The sequence below is a fragment of the Anoxybacillus sp. ST4 genome (assembly GCF_019448545.1).
Lineage (GTDB): Bacteria > Bacillota > Bacilli > Bacillales > Anoxybacillaceae > Anoxybacillus > Anoxybacillus pushchinoensis.
Genome location: NZ_JAHZOE010000025.1, coordinates 1 through 16688, shown reverse-complemented (window position 1 = coordinate 16688; position 16688 = coordinate 1). Strand labels below are relative to the sequence as shown.

Annotated in this window: 17 protein-coding genes; 3 read left to right on the top strand and 14 right to left on the bottom strand. The window is 42.8% G+C overall.

Annotated features, from left to right (window positions below):
• Positions 1-13 precede the first annotated feature (13 nt).
• The 11 genes from K1I44_RS12435 to K1I44_RS12385 form a co-directional block, all read right to left on the bottom strand.
• Positions 14-1126 carry an MGDG synthase family glycosyltransferase gene (locus tag K1I44_RS12435; RefSeq protein ID WP_035045369.1) on the bottom strand — a complete coding sequence of 371 codons (1113 nt, stop codon included), beginning with the start codon at positions 1124-1126 and terminating at the stop codon, positions 14-16.
• Between the two features lie 13 nt (positions 1127-1139).
• Positions 1140-1721: a DedA family protein gene (locus K1I44_RS12430; protein ID WP_219986324.1), complete on the bottom strand. Its 582-nt coding sequence runs from the start codon at positions 1719-1721 to the stop codon at positions 1140-1142.
• Between the two features lie 15 nt (positions 1722-1736).
• Positions 1737-2396 carry a polysaccharide deacetylase family protein gene (locus tag K1I44_RS12425; protein ID WP_219986323.1) on the bottom strand — a complete coding sequence of 220 codons (660 nt, stop codon included), beginning with the start codon at positions 2394-2396 and terminating at the stop codon, positions 1737-1739.
• A gap of 169 nt (positions 2397-2565) precedes the next feature.
• The gene (locus tag K1I44_RS12420) at positions 2566-4113 is read right to left on the bottom strand and encodes an acyl-CoA carboxylase subunit beta (RefSeq protein WP_219986322.1); all 1548 of its coding nucleotides are present in this window, start codon (positions 4111-4113) and stop codon (positions 2566-2568) included.
• A 5-nt stretch (positions 4114-4118) separates the two neighbouring features.
• Positions 4119-4901, bottom strand: a complete 783-nt coding sequence (locus K1I44_RS12415; RefSeq protein ID WP_003398502.1) for an enoyl-CoA hydratase — start codon at positions 4899-4901, stop codon at positions 4119-4121.
• Positions 4898-5791 carry a hydroxymethylglutaryl-CoA lyase gene (locus K1I44_RS12410; protein WP_003398504.1) on the bottom strand — a complete coding sequence of 298 codons (894 nt, stop codon included), beginning with the start codon at positions 5789-5791 and terminating at the stop codon, positions 4898-4900. Before K1I44_RS12410 ends, K1I44_RS12415 begins: the two co-directional genes overlap by 4 nt.
• Positions 5792-5801: 10 nt before the next feature.
• Complete coding sequence (locus K1I44_RS12405) at positions 5802-6014, bottom strand: acetyl-CoA carboxylase biotin carboxyl carrier protein subunit (protein ID WP_003398506.1); 213 nt, start codon at positions 6012-6014, stop codon at positions 5802-5804.
• The gene (gene accC / locus K1I44_RS12400) at positions 6007-7368 is read right to left on the bottom strand and encodes an acetyl-CoA carboxylase biotin carboxylase subunit (RefSeq protein ID WP_219986320.1); all 1362 of its coding nucleotides are present in this window, start codon (positions 7366-7368) and stop codon (positions 6007-6009) included. Before accC ends, K1I44_RS12405 begins: the two co-directional genes overlap by 8 nt.
• 11 nt (positions 7369-7379) lie before the next feature.
• Positions 7380-9020 carry an AMP-binding protein gene (locus K1I44_RS12395; protein WP_043964514.1) on the bottom strand — a complete coding sequence of 547 codons (1641 nt, stop codon included), beginning with the start codon at positions 9018-9020 and terminating at the stop codon, positions 7380-7382.
• Between the two features lie 12 nt (positions 9021-9032).
• A complete protein-coding gene (locus K1I44_RS12390; RefSeq protein WP_219986319.1) occupies positions 9033-10175 on the bottom strand; it encodes an acyl-CoA dehydrogenase in 1143 nt (380 codons plus the stop codon).
• A 97-nt stretch (positions 10176-10272) separates the two neighbouring features.
• A complete protein-coding gene (locus K1I44_RS12385) occupies positions 10273-10908 on the bottom strand; it encodes a TetR/AcrR family transcriptional regulator (protein ID WP_219986318.1) in 636 nt (211 codons plus the stop codon).
• Positions 10909-11001: 93 nt separating this feature from the next.
• On the opposite strand from K1I44_RS12385, the gene K1I44_RS12380 reads away from it, so the two are divergent.
• Positions 11002-11586 (top strand): DUF8052 family protein, encoded by a 585-nt coding sequence (locus K1I44_RS12380; RefSeq protein WP_483297876.1) that lies wholly within the window; start codon positions 11002-11004, stop codon positions 11584-11586.
• Positions 11583-13202 carry a carbon starvation CstA family protein gene (locus K1I44_RS12375; RefSeq protein WP_219986315.1) on the top strand — a complete coding sequence of 540 codons (1620 nt, stop codon included), beginning with the start codon at positions 11583-11585 and terminating at the stop codon, positions 13200-13202. The genes K1I44_RS12380 and K1I44_RS12375 overlap by 4 nt, the downstream gene beginning before the upstream one ends.
• Positions 13203-13207: 5 nt before the next feature.
• On the opposite strand, the gene K1I44_RS12370 is transcribed toward K1I44_RS12375, so the two are convergent.
• From K1I44_RS12370 to K1I44_RS12360, 3 genes are all read right to left on the bottom strand, one after another.
• Positions 13208-13930, bottom strand: a complete 723-nt coding sequence (locus K1I44_RS12370) for a DUF3298 and DUF4163 domain-containing protein (RefSeq protein ID WP_370628003.1) — start codon at positions 13928-13930, stop codon at positions 13208-13210.
• A gap of 54 nt (positions 13931-13984) precedes the next feature.
• Positions 13985-15040, bottom strand: a complete 1056-nt coding sequence (locus tag K1I44_RS12365; protein ID WP_370628002.1) for an NAD(P)/FAD-dependent oxidoreductase — start codon at positions 15038-15040, stop codon at positions 13985-13987.
• A gap of 82 nt (positions 15041-15122) precedes the next feature.
• Entirely contained in the window at positions 15123-15908 is a 786-nt protein-coding gene (locus K1I44_RS12360) for a MerR family transcriptional regulator (protein ID WP_219986311.1), read from the bottom strand.
• A 352-nt stretch (positions 15909-16260) separates the two neighbouring features.
• Between K1I44_RS12360 and K1I44_RS12355 the strand changes: the two genes are divergently transcribed.
• Positions 16261-16566, top strand: coding sequence for a hypothetical protein (locus K1I44_RS12355; RefSeq protein WP_219986309.1), 306 nt, complete (start codon positions 16261-16263; stop codon positions 16564-16566).
• Positions 16567-16688 lie beyond the last annotated feature (122 nt).

The following is a 16688-nucleotide window of genomic DNA, read 5'->3' as shown; positions in this document are numbered from 1 at the left end:
CGATGAGAGCTACTCATCGCTTCTTTACCGCATGTAAACGTGCTTCGATCCACTCGCTCAACGCCTCTTGTGCTGTTTTCTCGCGTTCGAGCCAATATTGTTCGATCCGTTTTCCTAATTGATCCATCTCATCATTATCCGTTAATACGCGCATTAACTGTTGATCGTACGGTTCATTGTCATGAAGAAAATAAATAAGTCCCTTTGCTTTTAAATAACGCAAATTCATTTGTTCTTGTCCAGGCAAATAAGAAAGCGTAAAAGCAGGAAGTTTTTTTGCAAGCACTTCGCTCATTGTTACACCACCTGGTTTTGTCACAACCGCATCGACTTCATCATACAGCTCGTTCATTTTCGCTGGATCGGAAATGTATCGAAACGGCCGAACGCGCGGATCGTCCCAGCTTTTCAGCTCGTTATACAGCGCTTCATTTTTGCCGCATAATACAAAATAAGTGAGCTGAGAATGTTTCGCGTTTGTTAAAAATTGTTTCATTTTCCCTAATCCTTGATTGCCACCTGCCACTAAAATACGTTTATTTTCCCGCTGTTTTCTTTTCTTAGCAGGTACAATATGCTCATGAATTGGAATGCCTGTTACAATGACGCGATGACGATCGATGCGAAACGTTGTACACATAAACCGCTTTGCCTCTTCATGCGGAACGAAATGGTAGTCGATTGCTGTTTTTCCCCAAATACCACTTAAAAAAAAGTCGGTATACACGTTCACAACCGGAATAGTAACAACACCTTTTTGCTTTAAACGATGCAATACGTGTGATGGAAATGAATGGGTACATATAATAAGATCTGGATCTTTCTCTTGGAGAAGACGCTTCATCTTTTTTTCAAAATAAAGTAGCCACGGTTCAAGCGTTGGCTGCTCGAATTTTCTCATCCAACGTCGGTACATCCACTCATACGAATGAGGTAATACCGAAATCCATCGAAGGTAAAAATCGGCTACTCTTTTTTCCATTTGTTCGTTGCAATAGCTGAGGAAATCAAGTTTTTCAAAAGACGCCTCTGGAAAGCGACGTTGCAACGAATAGATAAGCGCATCCGCCACTTGATGATGGCCAGATGACATTTGGAACAAAGGTAGGACGAGAATGTTCATCATGACGAACTCCCTTTTAGCTTTGCTTTCTTTTTTTCATATACAAAATAATGAAAAATAAACTGAAAAACAATAACGTGAGCCATGGCAACACATGAAGTGGGATATGAATTCGTTCCCCGAGCAACTTTCCTACACATACAAATAAACTGATCCAAAAAGTCGCTCCAGCAAACGACAAACAGAGAAATGGCAAAAATGGAAAGCGAACAACCCCCGCCATATACGGCGATAGTTGGCGAACGCCCGGAATAAAGTAGCCAAACGTAATAACCCAAAGCGCACGTTTACGGAAATGGCGATACATATAGCGATAACGTCGGCGGTGAAAACCGATATAGTGTCCATATTTAAATAATAGCGGTGAGCCGAACGTATAACCAGCAACATAAGCAATCACCATGCCGACTGTCGCCCCGAAAACAGCAAAAAATAAACTTTTGAATAAATGTAATTGGTCATGTGAAATAAAAATGCCGACCAAAAACAGAAGCGACTCTTCCGGTGCTGGAATCCCAACGATCCCAAAGAATAGCGAAAGAAACAGGACAATATAGCCATGAGATTGAATATACGTTAAGATGCTGTTCGCTTCCATTTCCCCATTCCCCTTCTATATCTTTACCCACTTTACATGAGCCGTTTTCAATAATCGCTCTAGCGCTTGCAACATGTTTTGAGGTGCATGTTGATCCGCGCCGAAGGTTGAGCCGCTATCATGTAGCACAATGATCGCCCCGTCCTCTATGCTTCGCATCAATCGTTCATAAAGCCGGTCAACACCTAGCGAGGCGTTCCAGTCACCAAGAATATATGTCCACATCACTATTTTATACTTTTTTTGCATAAACAACGTCCATATGTTTATATGTCCCCATGGCGGACGGTAGTATGCAGGACGACTGCCGGTAATGCGCTCAATGGCACGAACTGAACGTTCGAGTTCCCATTCGGCAACTAACGGAGGAAGAAACCAATTGCTCGTATGGTAATAATGATGTAACCCTATCGTATGACCTTCTTTATGCATCCTTTGAATGAGATGAGGATATTTCTCCGCCTTCGAGCCAATGACGAAAAATGTCGCTTTCACGTCATACTTTTTCAGCAAATCAAGCAACTGGGGCGTGTACACCGGATCTGGACCATCATCAAACGTTAATGCTACACCACCGTTCACCCTTTTTTGTACACGAAACGAAGAAACGCGAGTCAACCATGTCGGACATATGCCATATACGACAAATAGTGCAATAAGCCATATGTATATCAAATGAAAAGCCCCTTTCTTGATTATACAATAGGGAAAGAGCAAGCTTAAAACTTCCTTTTTCTATTTGTTTTTCACATTCGACACACCTTTTGTCGATTTCCGGGGAAATTTCCCGAAAAAAAGGCGATGTTACAACACATCGCCCTCATTGTACCATATGTCTTGATAACTACACAGGGTAAACTCCATGCTTTCGTTCAGAAAATATGACATATTTCGACATGTATGCATCTAAACGACGAATAAGTTCGGTCCGCAATTCATTTGGAGCAATAATCCCATCGACAACCATTTCCGAAGCGAGTCGATAAATGTCGATGTCTTTTCGATATTCTTCACGTTTCTGCTCAATAAATGCAGCGCGTTCTTCCTCAGGAAGTTCAGCAATTTTATTGGCGTATACTGCATTGACTGCTGCTTCCGGCCCCATTACAGCAATCTGGGCATGTGGGAAAGCTAAGCAACAATCCGGTTCAAAGGCTGGACCGGCCATCGCATATAATCCTGCTCCGTATGCTTTTCTTACAATGATTGAAATTTTCGGCACGGTTGCTTCTGACATCGCTGAAATCATTTTTGCACCGTGGCGAATAATACCTGCTCGCTCGACTTTCGTTCCGATCATAAAGCCCGGAATATCAGCTAAAAAGATAAGTGGAATATGGAACGCATCGCACAGTGTAATAAATTTTGCCGCTTTATCCGCGGAGTCGTGAAACAACACCCCACCTTTCATGCGTGGTTGATTGGCAATGATGCCAACCGGTTGCCCGTTTATGCGTGCGAGACCTGTAATAAGTTCAGGTGCAAACAGCTTTTTGATTTCACAAAACGAACCTTCATCAATGACACGGTCAATTAAATCGTACATGTTAAACGGGGCATTTTGATTTTGTGGAATAATTTCCTCAATCGTTTTATCAAATGATTTTGGCTCTTTTGGAGCTACTATTGGCGGCTTTTCACTAAAGTTCGCTGGAAAATATGATAAATATTTACGTGCAAACGCAATGGCTTCTTCTTCTGTTTTAACAAGTACATCGCCGCAACCGGAAATTGAACAATGCATGCGCGCTCCACCCATCTCTTCAAGTGTCACTTTTTCACCGATAACCATTTCCGCCATGCGTGGTGAACCGAGATACATAGAAGCGTTCCCTTCGACCATAATGACGATATCACAAAACGCAGGAATATATGCACCACCTGCTGCCGATGGTCCGAACAATAAACAAATTTGTGGCACTTTTCCAGACAGTTTCACTTGGTTGTAAAAAATTCTCCCTGCCCCACGTCTGCCTGGAAACATTTCAATTTGATCTGTAATACGAGCGCCTGCTGAGTCGACTAAATATAGGATCGGACAACGCAATTTATCTGCCGTTTCTTGAATGCGAATAATTTTTTCTACTGTTCTTGCCCCCCAAGAACCTGCCTTTACCGTCGAGTCATTTGCCATCACGCATACCGTTTGTCCATTAATTTTTCCGACGCCTGTCACAACGCCATCTGCAGGCAATCCATCCGCTAAACAGTTCGCAAAAAATGCATCTTCAAATTGTAAACCTTCATCAAATAGAAGTTTCAAACGATCGCGGACAAATAGCTTTCCTTGCTCGGCGTTTTTTTCGTGATATTTGCGCGCCCCGCCTTGTTCAATTTGTTTTCGTTTTTGTTGCAATTGTTCAACAAGCGATAATTGTTCGTTTGAAATCATGTCTCCTACTCCCCTTTGTACACCGGTTTTCGTTTTTCTTTGAACGCTTGTAATCCTTCTAGTCGGTCGTTCGTATGAATCGTTCGTTCATACGCCATTTGTTCAATCATAAGCCCTGTATACATATCAACTTGCATCCCATGATTCATCGCTACTTTTGCTTGAGCAACAGCAATCGGGGCGTTATTTGCAATCGTTGTCGCCATTGCAAACGCCTCATCTAGCAACGTTTCAGCGGGGACGACTCGCTCCACTAGTCCGATTCGCTCCGCTTCTTGAGCCGAAATACGTTTTGCTGTATAAATCATCTCTTTTGCCCGCCCGATGCCAATGAGCCGTGGGAGACGCTGTGTTCCACCAGCTCCCGGGATAATGCCAAGCGATGTTTCGGTCAGTCCCATCGTCGCGTGTTCAGCAGCGATGCGGAAGTCACAAGCGAGCGCTAACTCCAACCCACCGCCAAACGCCCCTCCGTTTAATGCACAAATGACCGGCTGCGGCAACTGTTCAAACCCATTAATCGTCTCCCGAATAAGTGTAACTGTTTGACGTACTTGCGTTTCGTTCATCTTTGCCCGTTCTTTTAAATCCGCCCCAGCACAAAACGTTTTTTGTCCCGCCCCGGTAACAATGACTGCGCGCACGTTTCGATTCAACTTCAGTTCCGTTTGAATGCGTTGCAGTTCGTTCAACATTTTTAACGAGAGGGCGTTGGCTGCGTCTGGTCGATTTAATGTGACAACTGCTACCCCCGCATCAATCGTCGAATAAAGAACGGCTTCCATCATGATGCATTCCCCCTTACAACATGTAGATGGTGACTCGAGAGCGGACGGCCAATCTTTTCTTCTATCCACCGCGCGGCTTCCGTTAACGGGTCAAGTTGAACATCACAATCGATTCCCATTTCGGTAAGCATGTATACTAAATCGTCTGTCGCTAAATTCCCAGATGCCCCCGGAGCATACGGGCAGCCACCTAATCCACCTAACGAACTATCAAAAATGGTCATGCCCATTTGCAAGGAAGCAAATACATTCGCAAGCGCCATGCCGCGCGTGTTATGAAAATGGAGTGCCATCCGCTCCGCTGGAAACCGCTTCAGTAACTGTTCTAACGTTCGTTGCACTTGGATCGGATTAGCAACACCGATCGTATCACCGAGCGACAGCTCATCAATGCCAAGTTCAAACAACCGTTCAGAAACAGCGATTACGCGCTCGACGCTAACTTCCCCTTCATACGGACAGCCAAACACCGTTGATACGTAGCCGCGAACGGTTTTGTTTGCTCGCTTCGCCTCATCAATGACTTCCTTCAGTACGGGATACGTTTCTTCAATAGATTTATTAATATTTTTTCGGTTGTGCGTTTCGCTTGCTGACATAAATACGGAAACTTCATCCATATTTGCGGCAAGCGCGCCTTCTAGCCCTTTTTTATTTGGTACAAGCGCGGCATACGTCACCCCTTCGACGCGCTCAATGCGCGAAGCCACTTCGTACGCATCAGCAAGCTGTGGAATCCATTTTGGGTGGACAAATGACGTCACTTCAATGTATGACAACCCCGATTTTGATAGCTGATTAATCCATGCGATTTTATCTTCCGTTGCAATAAATACTGGCTCGTTTTGCAATCCATCACGCGGACCGACTTCTTTCACCGTTACACGCATACATGCCCCCCTATTCGATTTCGAGTAATATGTCGCCTTCGTTTACGAAGTCGCCTTCTTGCACGCGAATCGCTTTTACGACTCCGCCGACTTCTGCAGAAACGGGAATTTCCATTTTCATCGATTCTAAAATGACGACATCTTGCCCTTCTTCAACAACGTCACCGACTTGAACAACAATTTTCCACACGTTTCCTGCCATCAATGCGACAACCTCATGCATGTGTCTTGCCTCCTTTTTTGTTTAAATACATATTCACAAAGTTTGTTGTCGTATTCCCTTGTTGAAATGCCTCATGCGTCAATACATCAATTAACATCGGAATATTTGTTTTAATTCCTTCGATTTTATACTCATGCAATGCTGCGATCATATTTGCAATCGCCGCTTGTCGATCGCTCCCTCTTACAATACATTTTGCAATCATCGGATCGTAAAAAGGTGGAACGGCTGAACCGCTTTGTACCGCGATTTCATGGCGCACTTGTTCTCCTTTTGGCAGTTGTAAAGATGTGATCGTCCCTGGCGAAGGAAAAAATGTTTTTGGATCTTCCGCATAAATGCGCACTTCAATCGCATGTCCTTCTTTTTTTACTTCAGCTTGCGAAAAACATAGCTGTTCTCCTGCCGCGATGCGCAGTTGTTGCTCAACAATGTCAATGCCCGTAATTTCCTCTGTTACGGGGTGCTCAACTTGCAAACGTGTATTCATTTCTAAAAAATAAAAGTTTTTTTGCTCATCTACGAGAAATTCAACTGTTCCTGCATTCGTATATCCGATATGTTTTGCCGCCCGAACAGCAGTCTCTCCCATCTGTTTCCGCGTCTCTTCATCTAAAAACGGCGAAGGTGCTTCTTCAATCACTTTTTGATGGCGACGTTGCACAGAACATTCTCTCTCCCATAAATAAACGTAATTTCCATATTGATCGGCTAGCAGTTGAATTTCAATATGGCGCGGATTGTCGATATACTTTTCAACGTACATCGCCCCATCCCCAAAAAAGGAAGCAGCACGGCTTTTGTTCCCTTCGAACGCTTTGCGCAACTGCTCTTCATCGTAAACGAGCTGCATGCCGATGCCACCACCACCTGCCGAAGCTTTCAACATCACTGGATACCCGATTTCGTTTGCAACGTTCGCTGCTTCATCGACATGAGCGAGCGGAAAAGAGATGCCGGGCACAATCGGCACCCCCGCTTCCGCCATTGTTTGTCTCGCCTCAATTTTGCTCCCCATTCGCGCAATGACATCCGGTTTCGGACCGATAAACACGATTCCTTCTTCCTCGCAGCGGCGAGCAAATGCTGCATTTTCTGAAAGCAAGCCGTAACCGGGATGAATAGCTTCTACCTTCGTTTCTTTAGCGATAGAAATAATTTTTTCGATGTTTAAATAACTTTCATTCACGCGCGCTTTGCCAACGACATATGCTTCATCAGCCTGCTTTACATGAAGCGAACCGGCGTCAGCTTCTGAATAAATAGCGACCGTTTGAATGCCGAGCTTTTTGCACGTGCGAATGATGCGCAAAGCAATTTCCCCCCGATTAGCAATAAGCACTTTTGAAAACATATGTCTCCCCCTTATACGTTTTTTTTCTGTTCGATTCGTTCGCGCGCCCATTCACGCAATTTAAATTTTTGAATTTTTCCTGACGCCGTCATCGGATAAGACGTAGTAAATTCGATATATCTAGGGATTTTATGGCGCGATATATTTCCTTCACAAAATGCACGAATATCTTCTGCTGTAGCGTGTTCACCTTCTTTTAAAATGATCCACGCCATCACCTCTTCCCCATACGTTTCATCTGGGACGCCGACAACTTGCACATCGAGCACTTTCGGATGCTTATATAAAAACTCCTCAATTTCACGCGGATAAATGTTCTCCCCACCGCGGATAATCATATCTTTTAGCCGTCCGGTAATGCGGAAGTAACCGTTTTCATCCATCACTGCTAAATCCCCTGTATGCAACCATCCATCTTCATCAATCGCTTCGCGCGTCGCGGAAGGATTGTTGTAATATCCTTTCATTACATGATATCCGCGGGTACATAGCTCACCTTGCATACCAGGTGGCAATTCTTTATTTGTTGTTGGATCAACAATTTTCACCTCGACGTGAGGGAGGGCACGCCCTACAGTTTCAACACGTAACTCAATCGGATCATCGGTGCGTGTTTGCGTAATAACCGGTGAAGACTCTGTTTGACCGTACGCAATCGTAATGTCTCGCGCCCCCATTTTTTCGATGACAGCTTTCATCACTTCAATCGGGCAGTTTGATCCAGCCATAATACCCGTACGTAAAGACGATAAATTGTATGATGCAAAGTCTGGATCATTTAATTCGGCAATAAACATCGTTGGCACCCCGTGAAGCGCCGTACATTTTTCATCTTGCACCGTTTGTAACACTTGTTTTGGATGAAATTGCTCAAGTGGCACCATCGTTGCTCCAACTGTTACGCAAGCGAGCGTACCGAGAACGCAACCGAAACAATGAAAAAACGGTACAGGAATACATAAACGATCTTCCTTTGTTAGCTTCATACATTCTGCAATATAATACGCATTGTTCACAATGTTATGATGTGTAAGCATAACGCCTTTTGGGAATCCTGTCGTTCCTGAGGTATATTGCATGTTGATGACATCATGTGGATCGAGGGAATTCATTCGTGCATCTAGTGCTGCATCTTCGACATATTCCGCCATGGCTAAGAGGTCGTTCCATGAAAATGTTCCCGGATAGCGTTGTTCGCTTAATACGATGACATTTCGTAGTTGTGGAAGACGTTTCGCTTGTAGCTTTCCAGGTTCGCAATAGGCGAGTTCAGGTGCAATGTCGTAAATCATGTCAATATAAGAAGTACCACGATACTGTTCCATTAAAATGATTGTTGTTGCGTCAGATTGTTTTAATAAATATTGTAGCTCTGTTGTACGGTAATTCGTATTCACCGTAACAAGTACCGCCCCCATTTTCCCTGTCGCAAACTGGCATGCAAGCCATTCCGGTTTATTTGTTGCCCAAAGTGCAATATGCTCCCCTGCTTCTATGCCAAGCTTCATCAACCCTTTCGCAACGAGGCGGCAATAATCGTTAAACTGCCGATAAGACCAGCGCAACTGACGATCTGCATATACAACTGCCTCATGATTCGGATGAATGGAAGCCTTTTGCTCAAGCAACTGACCAACTGTAATATGAAGCATACGCCCCCTCCTTTAGCATCCTAATTGACGAGCAATGACTAGCCGCTGAATTTCTGATGTCCCTTCTCCAATTTCCATCAGTTTCATATCCCGAAGATGACGTTCGACACCGTATTCTTTCATATACCCGTATCCACCGTGAATTTGAATCGCTTGATTGCAAATGTGAAATCCCGCTTCAGAAGCAAATAATTTCGCATACGCTGCCTCTTTTGTAAACGGTTTGCCTTGATCTTTTAACCACGCTGCTTTGTATACCACATTGCGCGCAAGTTCAAGTTGCATGGCCATATCCGCAAGCTTAAATTGAATAGCTTGAAACTTGGCAATCGGTTGCCCGAACTGTTTTCTCTCTTTTGCATATTGAAGCGCTTTTTCAAATGCAGCTTGTGCAATGCCGACGGCTAATGCTGCAATGGAAATGCGTCCGCCATCAAGCGTATATAAAAACTGCTTAAATCCTTTTTTCGGGTTCCCTAATATATTTTCTTTTGGCACACGTACATCTTGCAAAACAAGTTCACACGTATTGGATGCACGAACGCCCATCTTGTCATAATGACAATTAATCGAAAACCCTGGCGTATCCGTCGGAACGATGAGCGCAGAAATAATATTTTTTCCTCGTTCATCCTTTCCTGTGACAGCGGTTACAATCACTTGGCGTGCATAGCCTGCATTTGTAATCCAACATTTTTCTCCATTAATGACGTACTCATCGCCATCCAAGACAGCGCGCGTTTGCGTGCCACCTGCATCAGATCCCGCATTCGGTTCTGTCAATCCGAATGAACCAAACGTTTCACCTTTTGCCATCGGCACGAGCCATTTCTCTTTTTGCTCTTCTGTCCCGAAATAATAAATCGGGCTAGCACCGAGCGATACAGCCGCCGCATAACTTAACCCTGTTCCACCGCATGCACGACCAATTTCTTCAACCGCAATCGCATATGAAATCGTGTCTCCACCAGAACCGCCATATTGTTCAGGGAACGGAATGCCAAACAATCCAAGCTCGCCCATTTTTTTGAACGTCTCAATTGGAAAAATGGCCTCCTCATCCCATTTCGACGCGTACGGGGCAATTTCCTTTTCTGCAAAATCGCGAACCATTTCTTTAATCATTTGTTGTTCTTTCGTTAATTCAAAATGCATCGTCTTTTTTCCTCCTTTATTAAGATAAAATATATGAAACCAACAAGCCCGCTTTACTACAAACCGACTAGTTGGTCTGTACACTTCAAAACACCCGTCATTCGTCGCCTACACGCGACAAAAGAAATGACGAAATGTCCTCATTTCGCTTCGCTTCCTCTGTCAATAGCGAATGTAGGATTAAATCATTAAAAGCCGCCGCAATTTGTTCAATCGACATCGGTCCATCAGGCTTATACCATTTATACATCCAGTTGACCATCCCGATGATTGACAATCCCGCAATTTCAACAGGCACTTCTGCCCGAAATTGCTTTGCTTCGATTCCTTCACGAAGCACTTGAAAAATAATTTGCTTATACTGCTCACGCTTTGCATTAATTTTTTCAGCGTACTCCGGCTTCAAATACGCCGCTTCTTGATTAAACACCGTAATATGCGGTTTATATATATGAAAAACTCTTACAAATGATTGAATGATGGCACATAACCGCTTTGTCGGCGTTTTATATTTTACATATGCTTCTTGTGCTTTATTTAGCACATACGTAATAAATACATCATGAATGTGATAAAGCAGTTCATCTTTTGACTTAAAGTTATGATAAAATCCTCCCTTTGACGCACCACACTCTGCAACAATGCGGTCAACCGTCACTCCATGATATCCATACTTTTCGAATAGTGTAAGCGCCGTTTCAATAATGCGATCCTTTAGCTGCTTCTCAACCATGCATGTAACTCCTTTTTGACTGCATTTTAACACAATTTTCAGAAAAATAAAATATATTTATTAAACTATTAAATAGAATTTCAGGAAAAATAAATGAAACTATTGAAATGTTTTACATTTACAAATATAATAATATTCAGAAAATTAAAAAGGTGGCTACTAATGAACACAAACAACTATATCCATACGCTATCAACCATTCTTACACCTTATTTCAATATTTATCGGGATGAAAAACTTGAAGCATTTTCTCTACCTTTTTATGCTCATTACCACCGGCGTGATGAGAAATATTTCATGACAAAAAAGTCTAAAATTTGGGCCGTTGAAAATGAACAATTCATTTTTGTATGGCCAAAAAACGATATAGTGACAAAAGAGGACGTCATACAGTTTTCTGAAGCATTCGTTCGCTCGCTACCAAATTACCTATCTAGTCATCAAGATCATATGTCTACCGTTTTTATCGGGGCGATTGTCGCACCGGAGGCACATGTTGATGCCATAAAGGAGGTGAAACGCTTTCGGAAGCTACGATTTATTCGTTTTGGTTTGCACGGTTGGCTCGAATGTTATTTGGCCATCATCGCTTTAAACAAAAAAGAACGATTTACTCATCGGAAAGCTCTTCCGTTAACAGATGTTTTCGAAAAACCGTTTGAGGAGGGTATGCATTGAATTTATTAACGTTGCTTCTTATTTGTGGAATTATTTTACTTATCGCCTATTTCACATATGGACGTTTTCTTGAGAAACAATTGAAAGTAGATGGTAATCGTAAAACACCAGCACATGAAATGTATGACGGTATAGATTACGTCCCAGCAAAAAAACCTGTTTTGCTTGGACACCATTTCGCTACAATCGCTGGAGGTGGCCCGATTGTCGGACCGATCACAGCAGCAGTATTTGGATGGGTTCCGGCTGTTTTATGGATTATGATTGGAGGTATCTTCATCGGGGGCGTCCATGATTATACATCGCTACAAGCTTCTATTCGCCACAAAGCACAATCGATCGGAATGATTATTAAACAATATATGGGTAATCGTGGACAAGTCTTGTTTTTGACTTTCTCTATCGCGACGCTCATGCTCGTCGTCGGGGTATTTATTATTTTAGTTGCAAATACATTTGTTGCTGTCCCACAGGCTGCTACGGCATCTGTTTTATTTCTTGGTATCGCGATTGTGTTCGGTTTTCTCGTAAATCAAATGCGAATGAACTTAGTCATTGCTAGTGTATTAGGCGTTGTTACCATGCTGTTATCAGTATGGTTAGGCATTCAATACCCTCTTTCTTTAAGCGCAACAACATGGTCGCTCATTTTGCTCGGTTACGCATATGCTGCATCAGTATTGCCTGTTTGGGTCTTGCTGCAACCACGGGATTATTTAAACTCATTTCTGTTATACGGTATGATCGCTGGGGCAGCTATCGGGATGATTATTGCTGCACCAACTATCAAGTTCCCAGCGTTCACCGGATTTTACCATGAAAAACTCGGGTTTTTATTCCCAATTTTATTCATTACTATTGCCTGCGGCGCCATTTCCGGCTTTCACTCGCTCGTTTCATCTGGTACAACCGCAAAACAACTTGATAATGAGAAAAACGGAAAGTTCATCGCCTATGGTGGTATGTTGTTAGAGAGCTTTTTGGCAATCATTTCGGTTGGCACAGTCGCATATTTAACACAAGCAGACTTTGCTACTCGCATGAGCGAGCTTGGTGGACCGATTGGCACATTTTCTGCTGGTGTCGGCTACTTTATGTCCCATGTGGGCATTCCGGAGGCGACAGCGATAACATTTACTGCCCTTACTGCATCAGCATTTTTATTAACAACTTTAGATTCAGCAACACGATTAATGCGCTATGCCATTCAAGAGCTAGGCGAAGAACGTACAACGGCACTAAAAAATAACCATGTTGCAACAACAGTTGGTCTCATTGGAGCTGGTGCACTTGCTTTATCAGGAACATGGCAATCCGTTTGGCCGCTTTTTGGAGCAGCCAACCAAATGCTTGGGGCGCTCGCTTTGTTAGCTGTTTCCGCATGGCTTATGAAAATAGGAGCGAAATCGTTTTATGTTGTCATTCCGATGGTGTTTATGCTCGTTGTAACGATCGCTGCCCTTTGTGTTTTAATGTATCAAAATGCCTTAACGCAAAATTGGCTACTAGCCGGATCAGCTTTCGTCCTTTTTGTTTTATGCATTTTCCTAGCTCTTGAGGGTTGGGCAGCCATGACAAAAACGACGAAAAAAGAGGTTGTTACCTCCCAACAATAATTAAGCTAGCGCGATAAAGGCGCTAGCTTGATTTTCATATATGGCCGCAAGATCGAAAAAGGAATAAGAAATTCACGAATGCCAGCCGCGTACGGGGCAATCTCGTATAATCCATAATAAACGACAATGCCGTCACTTGTTATATAGTAAGGCTGATCATTTGGCATCTTTTTTACAACATCGATGGCGTTGTCAAAATACAAATCGTTTTCTTTTTTTATTTGAGCAATCACTTCGTCTATAATCACTTGTTTGTATTTCGTTCCTTTTTTAAATAAGTCGCTTAGTTGCAACGATTCCCCTGTATGGAAATCGAAATTGTTTGGCACTTTCACTGTCATTCCGTGCGCACCGCCTGTATAGCTATATAACGTCACCGGGATGCTTAAAATGCCACGTTGATTGTACGTCACCTCGTAATTACTGACTGCCGCATGTAGCCGATATGGAAATCCTTCCTTTTTACTTATCGCCATATTTTCACGCGCTTGCTTTTCTACTTCACGCTTTAAATCAAGCGATTCCTTTCTCAACAGGCGGTTGACGTGCCGCTGAAACGATCGATTGTTTGAACCGGATACAACCGGAATGTTTAAGTCTACTTCCATCAGTTCATTTGTATATTTTATTTGCTTCGTTGTCACATGAAGTGGGTGGCTGTACGCTGTCAATATAAATAACATCAACACCATCATCCATATGTTTCGTTGTTTAAGCAAAATTTTCACCTCGTTTGTTTTACCGAAAGTTTGCGTTAAAACAAACGAATTTATGCATTACTATTATTTTAACATTTGTTTCACTAACTCTCGATTTCGCTCCTTAAACGCTTCGTGATGTGAAGATACCATCGCATACGGATCGGCAGTGGGTTCAATGAAACGTTTCGCACTATTTACCGCATTCGCTGCGTCTTGGAAAGCACCTGTAAGTAAATATAACTTTCCATCATATTTTAAAATGTCCCCCGCCGCATACAAACCTGGAACGGAGCACTCCCCTCTTGCGTTCCCTGAAATATAATATTCGTCTATCATTTGAATTGGCAACTCGCTATTCACAAGCAATGAAGCATCCCGTTCATACCCATGGCTAATAATGACATCATCTATCTCGAGTTCAAACACATCGCCCGTTTCATGATTTGTCAGCACCACTCGCTCAATCATTTCATGGTTGGGGCTGGCAGCTAATTTTGTAATAGACGTATGAAAAAAGCAAGTTGCTGAACTATTCAATAATTGCGTCACTTGCGCTTCATGCCCTTTTAACGATTCACTGCGATAAGTCACATATACTTTTTTGGCAATCGGCACAAGCTCATTTGCCCAATCAATTGCCGTATTGCCACCCCCTGAAATGATCACCGTTTTCCCTTTAAACTGTTTTAACGATTTCACCGTATAATGTAAATTTGTAATTTCAAATTTTTCGGCTCCTTCAATTTGAAGCTTTTGCGGTTTTAATATACCGCTTCCTACTGCAATAATGACCGTTTTCGACACATGTTGTTGTCCGGATGATGTTTGTAAAACAAATATCCCGTCCTCTCTTCGCCGAATCGCTTCAACTTTTTCATTTAATACAACGGTTGGATGAAAGGTCATCGCTTGTTTAACAAGTTGCTCACGTAATTTCTCTCCCGTAATCGGTGCATGCCCCCCAACATCCCAAATCATTTTTTCGGGATATACATGCAACTTCCCACCTAACTGTGACTGGTATTCGATCAGTTTTGTCTTCATTTCACGAAGACCGCTATAAAACGTCGCATACAGCCCTGCTGGTCCACCGCCAATGATCGTCACGTCATACAATTGTTGCTCCATCGTTATCATCCTTAAATTTGATTATCATTCTCATTTAAATATACATCTTTTTTCAAACTTTTACAATGTAAAAAGACAGGCTGATGCCTGCCTATTTTTTACCTGTATAAATAAAAATCGCCTCACGGAAAAATTCCGCCGTTCCTGGTTGTTTCTGATCGTAGTATGCTTTAAATCGTTCATCATCCACATACATTTGTGCCAATCCTGCATGTGCTTCTTTTGAATAATGATCCCAAAAATAGCTTAACCATTGACGATGTAAATCGGCTGCTTTTTGGGCAAGCTCTCCCGCTGGGTCGCCAGTCAAAAATGCTTCATACAATACGCGCAACACTTCCTCGCCTAGTTTTGTCACTTCTTCGTACTGGGCTTGCGTCATGTTTTTTACTTTTTCGTTCGATTTGTTCACTTGCTCGTCACCGTATTTTTCCCGAATTTCTTTGCCGTATGTTCGTTCATTTTCGTCAATAAGCTGCTGTTTAAACGCTTCAAATTTTTCTTTGTCGCTCATCACGATTCTCCCTTCCTTCGCTAATAGCGTTTTTTCGACATTGGCGATTAGCGCCTCTAACCGCCTCCGTTCTGCCAAGAGTTTTTCGCGATGCTGCTTCAACGCCTGTACGTCGTCAAATGACGGGGACGTGATGATTTGCTTAATCGTTTCTAAATCAACCCCAAGTTCGCGATAAAACAAAATTTGCTGAAGTTGGTCTACCTCTTTCGGTCCGTATATGCGATAGCCTGATGCATTAACCCTTGCCGGTTTCAAAAGACCGATTTCATCGCAATACCTTAGCGTTCGGCTCGTCACCCCCGCCAATTTCGCTAGTTGCTGCACCGTATACTCCACTCGCTCACCTCCTGACAATTTCATGTTAAACGTTTACGTAACGTCAATGTAAAGCGAAAAAATAAAAAAATCTCGCCATAAAAGCGAGTGTTATTTGACTAATCCATGTTTAGATAGGCACGAACATGCGTCTCATCGACATGAAGAAGAACGATTTCTTCCGTGATTAGTTTTTTTTATAAACTCGAGTTCTTTTTCAAAGGCTGCTTGAAGCACTGGATCGCCTTTGACGAGCTTATAGGTCGGAAACGGAGATTTATGTGATCGAACCGTTGAAAAGTGGCTCAATTTTAGGTTATCAAATACACCATTTTTATATTTATGTGGTATAATATGGGAGATAATTTATTTTTTGATCTAAAGGAGGATCAGTGTTATGGGTGTTGCAATTCATACACCGAATTGTTCTGTAAGTAAGGGATACTCCAGTGGTTGGGGAGTAGGAGGGGGAGCAAGCTGCAGTGGTCCAGGCGCTAGTGTCTCTGCAAAAAGCAAATATGTAGGTGGAGAAGCGAAAGTATCTGTTGGGGAAGTTGAAGCGCATGCCAAAGCCAATAAAAAGGGGATTTCAATTGGTGGAGAGGCTACACTCCATAAATACTCATCAAGTATCGATATCAAGATCCCATTTACGAAGAAATCAATATCAATCAGTGGTTCTATAGGAGTAGGATCAATGTAACTATTCACCCCAGTGCTAGTGTATAAAAAAGCCCAGCACAAATAGGGCATTTCGGTCATAGAAAATGCCCTAGGTAGCGGAAAGAACTCGATCGATCGTTTCGCCTGCCAACAGAAGACACA

Bases quoted from the DNA above. Each gene is read 5' to 3' on its own strand.
- K1I44_RS12395 (WP_043964514.1), bottom strand. From the start codon at position 9,020: ATGCTTCATATTACAGTTGGTCAGTTGCTTGAGCAAAAGGCTTCCATT.
- K1I44_RS12385 (WP_219986318.1), bottom strand. From the start codon at position 10,908: ATGGTTGAGAAGCAGCTAAAGGATCGCATTATTGAAACGGCGCTTACA.
- K1I44_RS12430 (WP_219986324.1), bottom strand. From the start codon at position 1,721: ATGGAAGCGAACAGCATCTTAACGTATATTCAATCTCATGGCTATATT.
- K1I44_RS12380 (WP_483297876.1), top strand. From the start codon at position 11,002: ATGAAACTATTGAAATGTTTTACATTTACAAATATAATAATATTCAGA.
- K1I44_RS12410 (WP_003398504.1), bottom strand. From the start codon at position 5,791: ATGCGTGTAACGGTGAAAGAAGTCGGTCCGCGTGATGGATTGCAAAAC.
- K1I44_RS12415 (WP_003398502.1), bottom strand. From the start codon at position 4,901: ATGATGGAAGCCGTTCTTTATTCGACGATTGATGCGGGGGTAGCAGTT.
- K1I44_RS12420 (WP_219986322.1), bottom strand. From the start codon at position 4,113: ATGATTTCAAACGAACAATTATCGCTTGTTGAACAATTGCAACAAAAA.
- K1I44_RS12360 (WP_219986311.1), bottom strand. From the start codon at position 15,908: ATGAAATTGTCAGGAGGTGAGCGAGTGGAGTATACGGTGCAGCAACTA.
- K1I44_RS12355 (WP_219986309.1), top strand. From the start codon at position 16,261: ATGGGTGTTGCAATTCATACACCGAATTGTTCTGTAAGTAAGGGATAC.
- K1I44_RS12435 (WP_035045369.1), bottom strand. From the start codon at position 1,126: ATGATGAACATTCTCGTCCTACCTTTGTTCCAAATGTCATCTGGCCAT.
- accC (WP_219986320.1), bottom strand. From the start codon at position 7,368: ATGTTTTCAAAAGTGCTTATTGCTAATCGGGGGGAAATTGCTTTGCGC.
- K1I44_RS12365 (WP_370628002.1), bottom strand. From the start codon at position 15,040: ATGATAACGATGGAGCAACAATTGTATGACGTGACGATCATTGGCGGT.
- K1I44_RS12405 (WP_003398506.1), bottom strand. From the start codon at position 6,014: ATGCATGAGGTTGTCGCATTGATGGCAGGAAACGTGTGGAAAATTGTT.
- K1I44_RS12390 (WP_219986319.1), bottom strand. From the start codon at position 10,175: ATGCATTTTGAATTAACGAAAGAACAACAAATGATTAAAGAAATGGTT.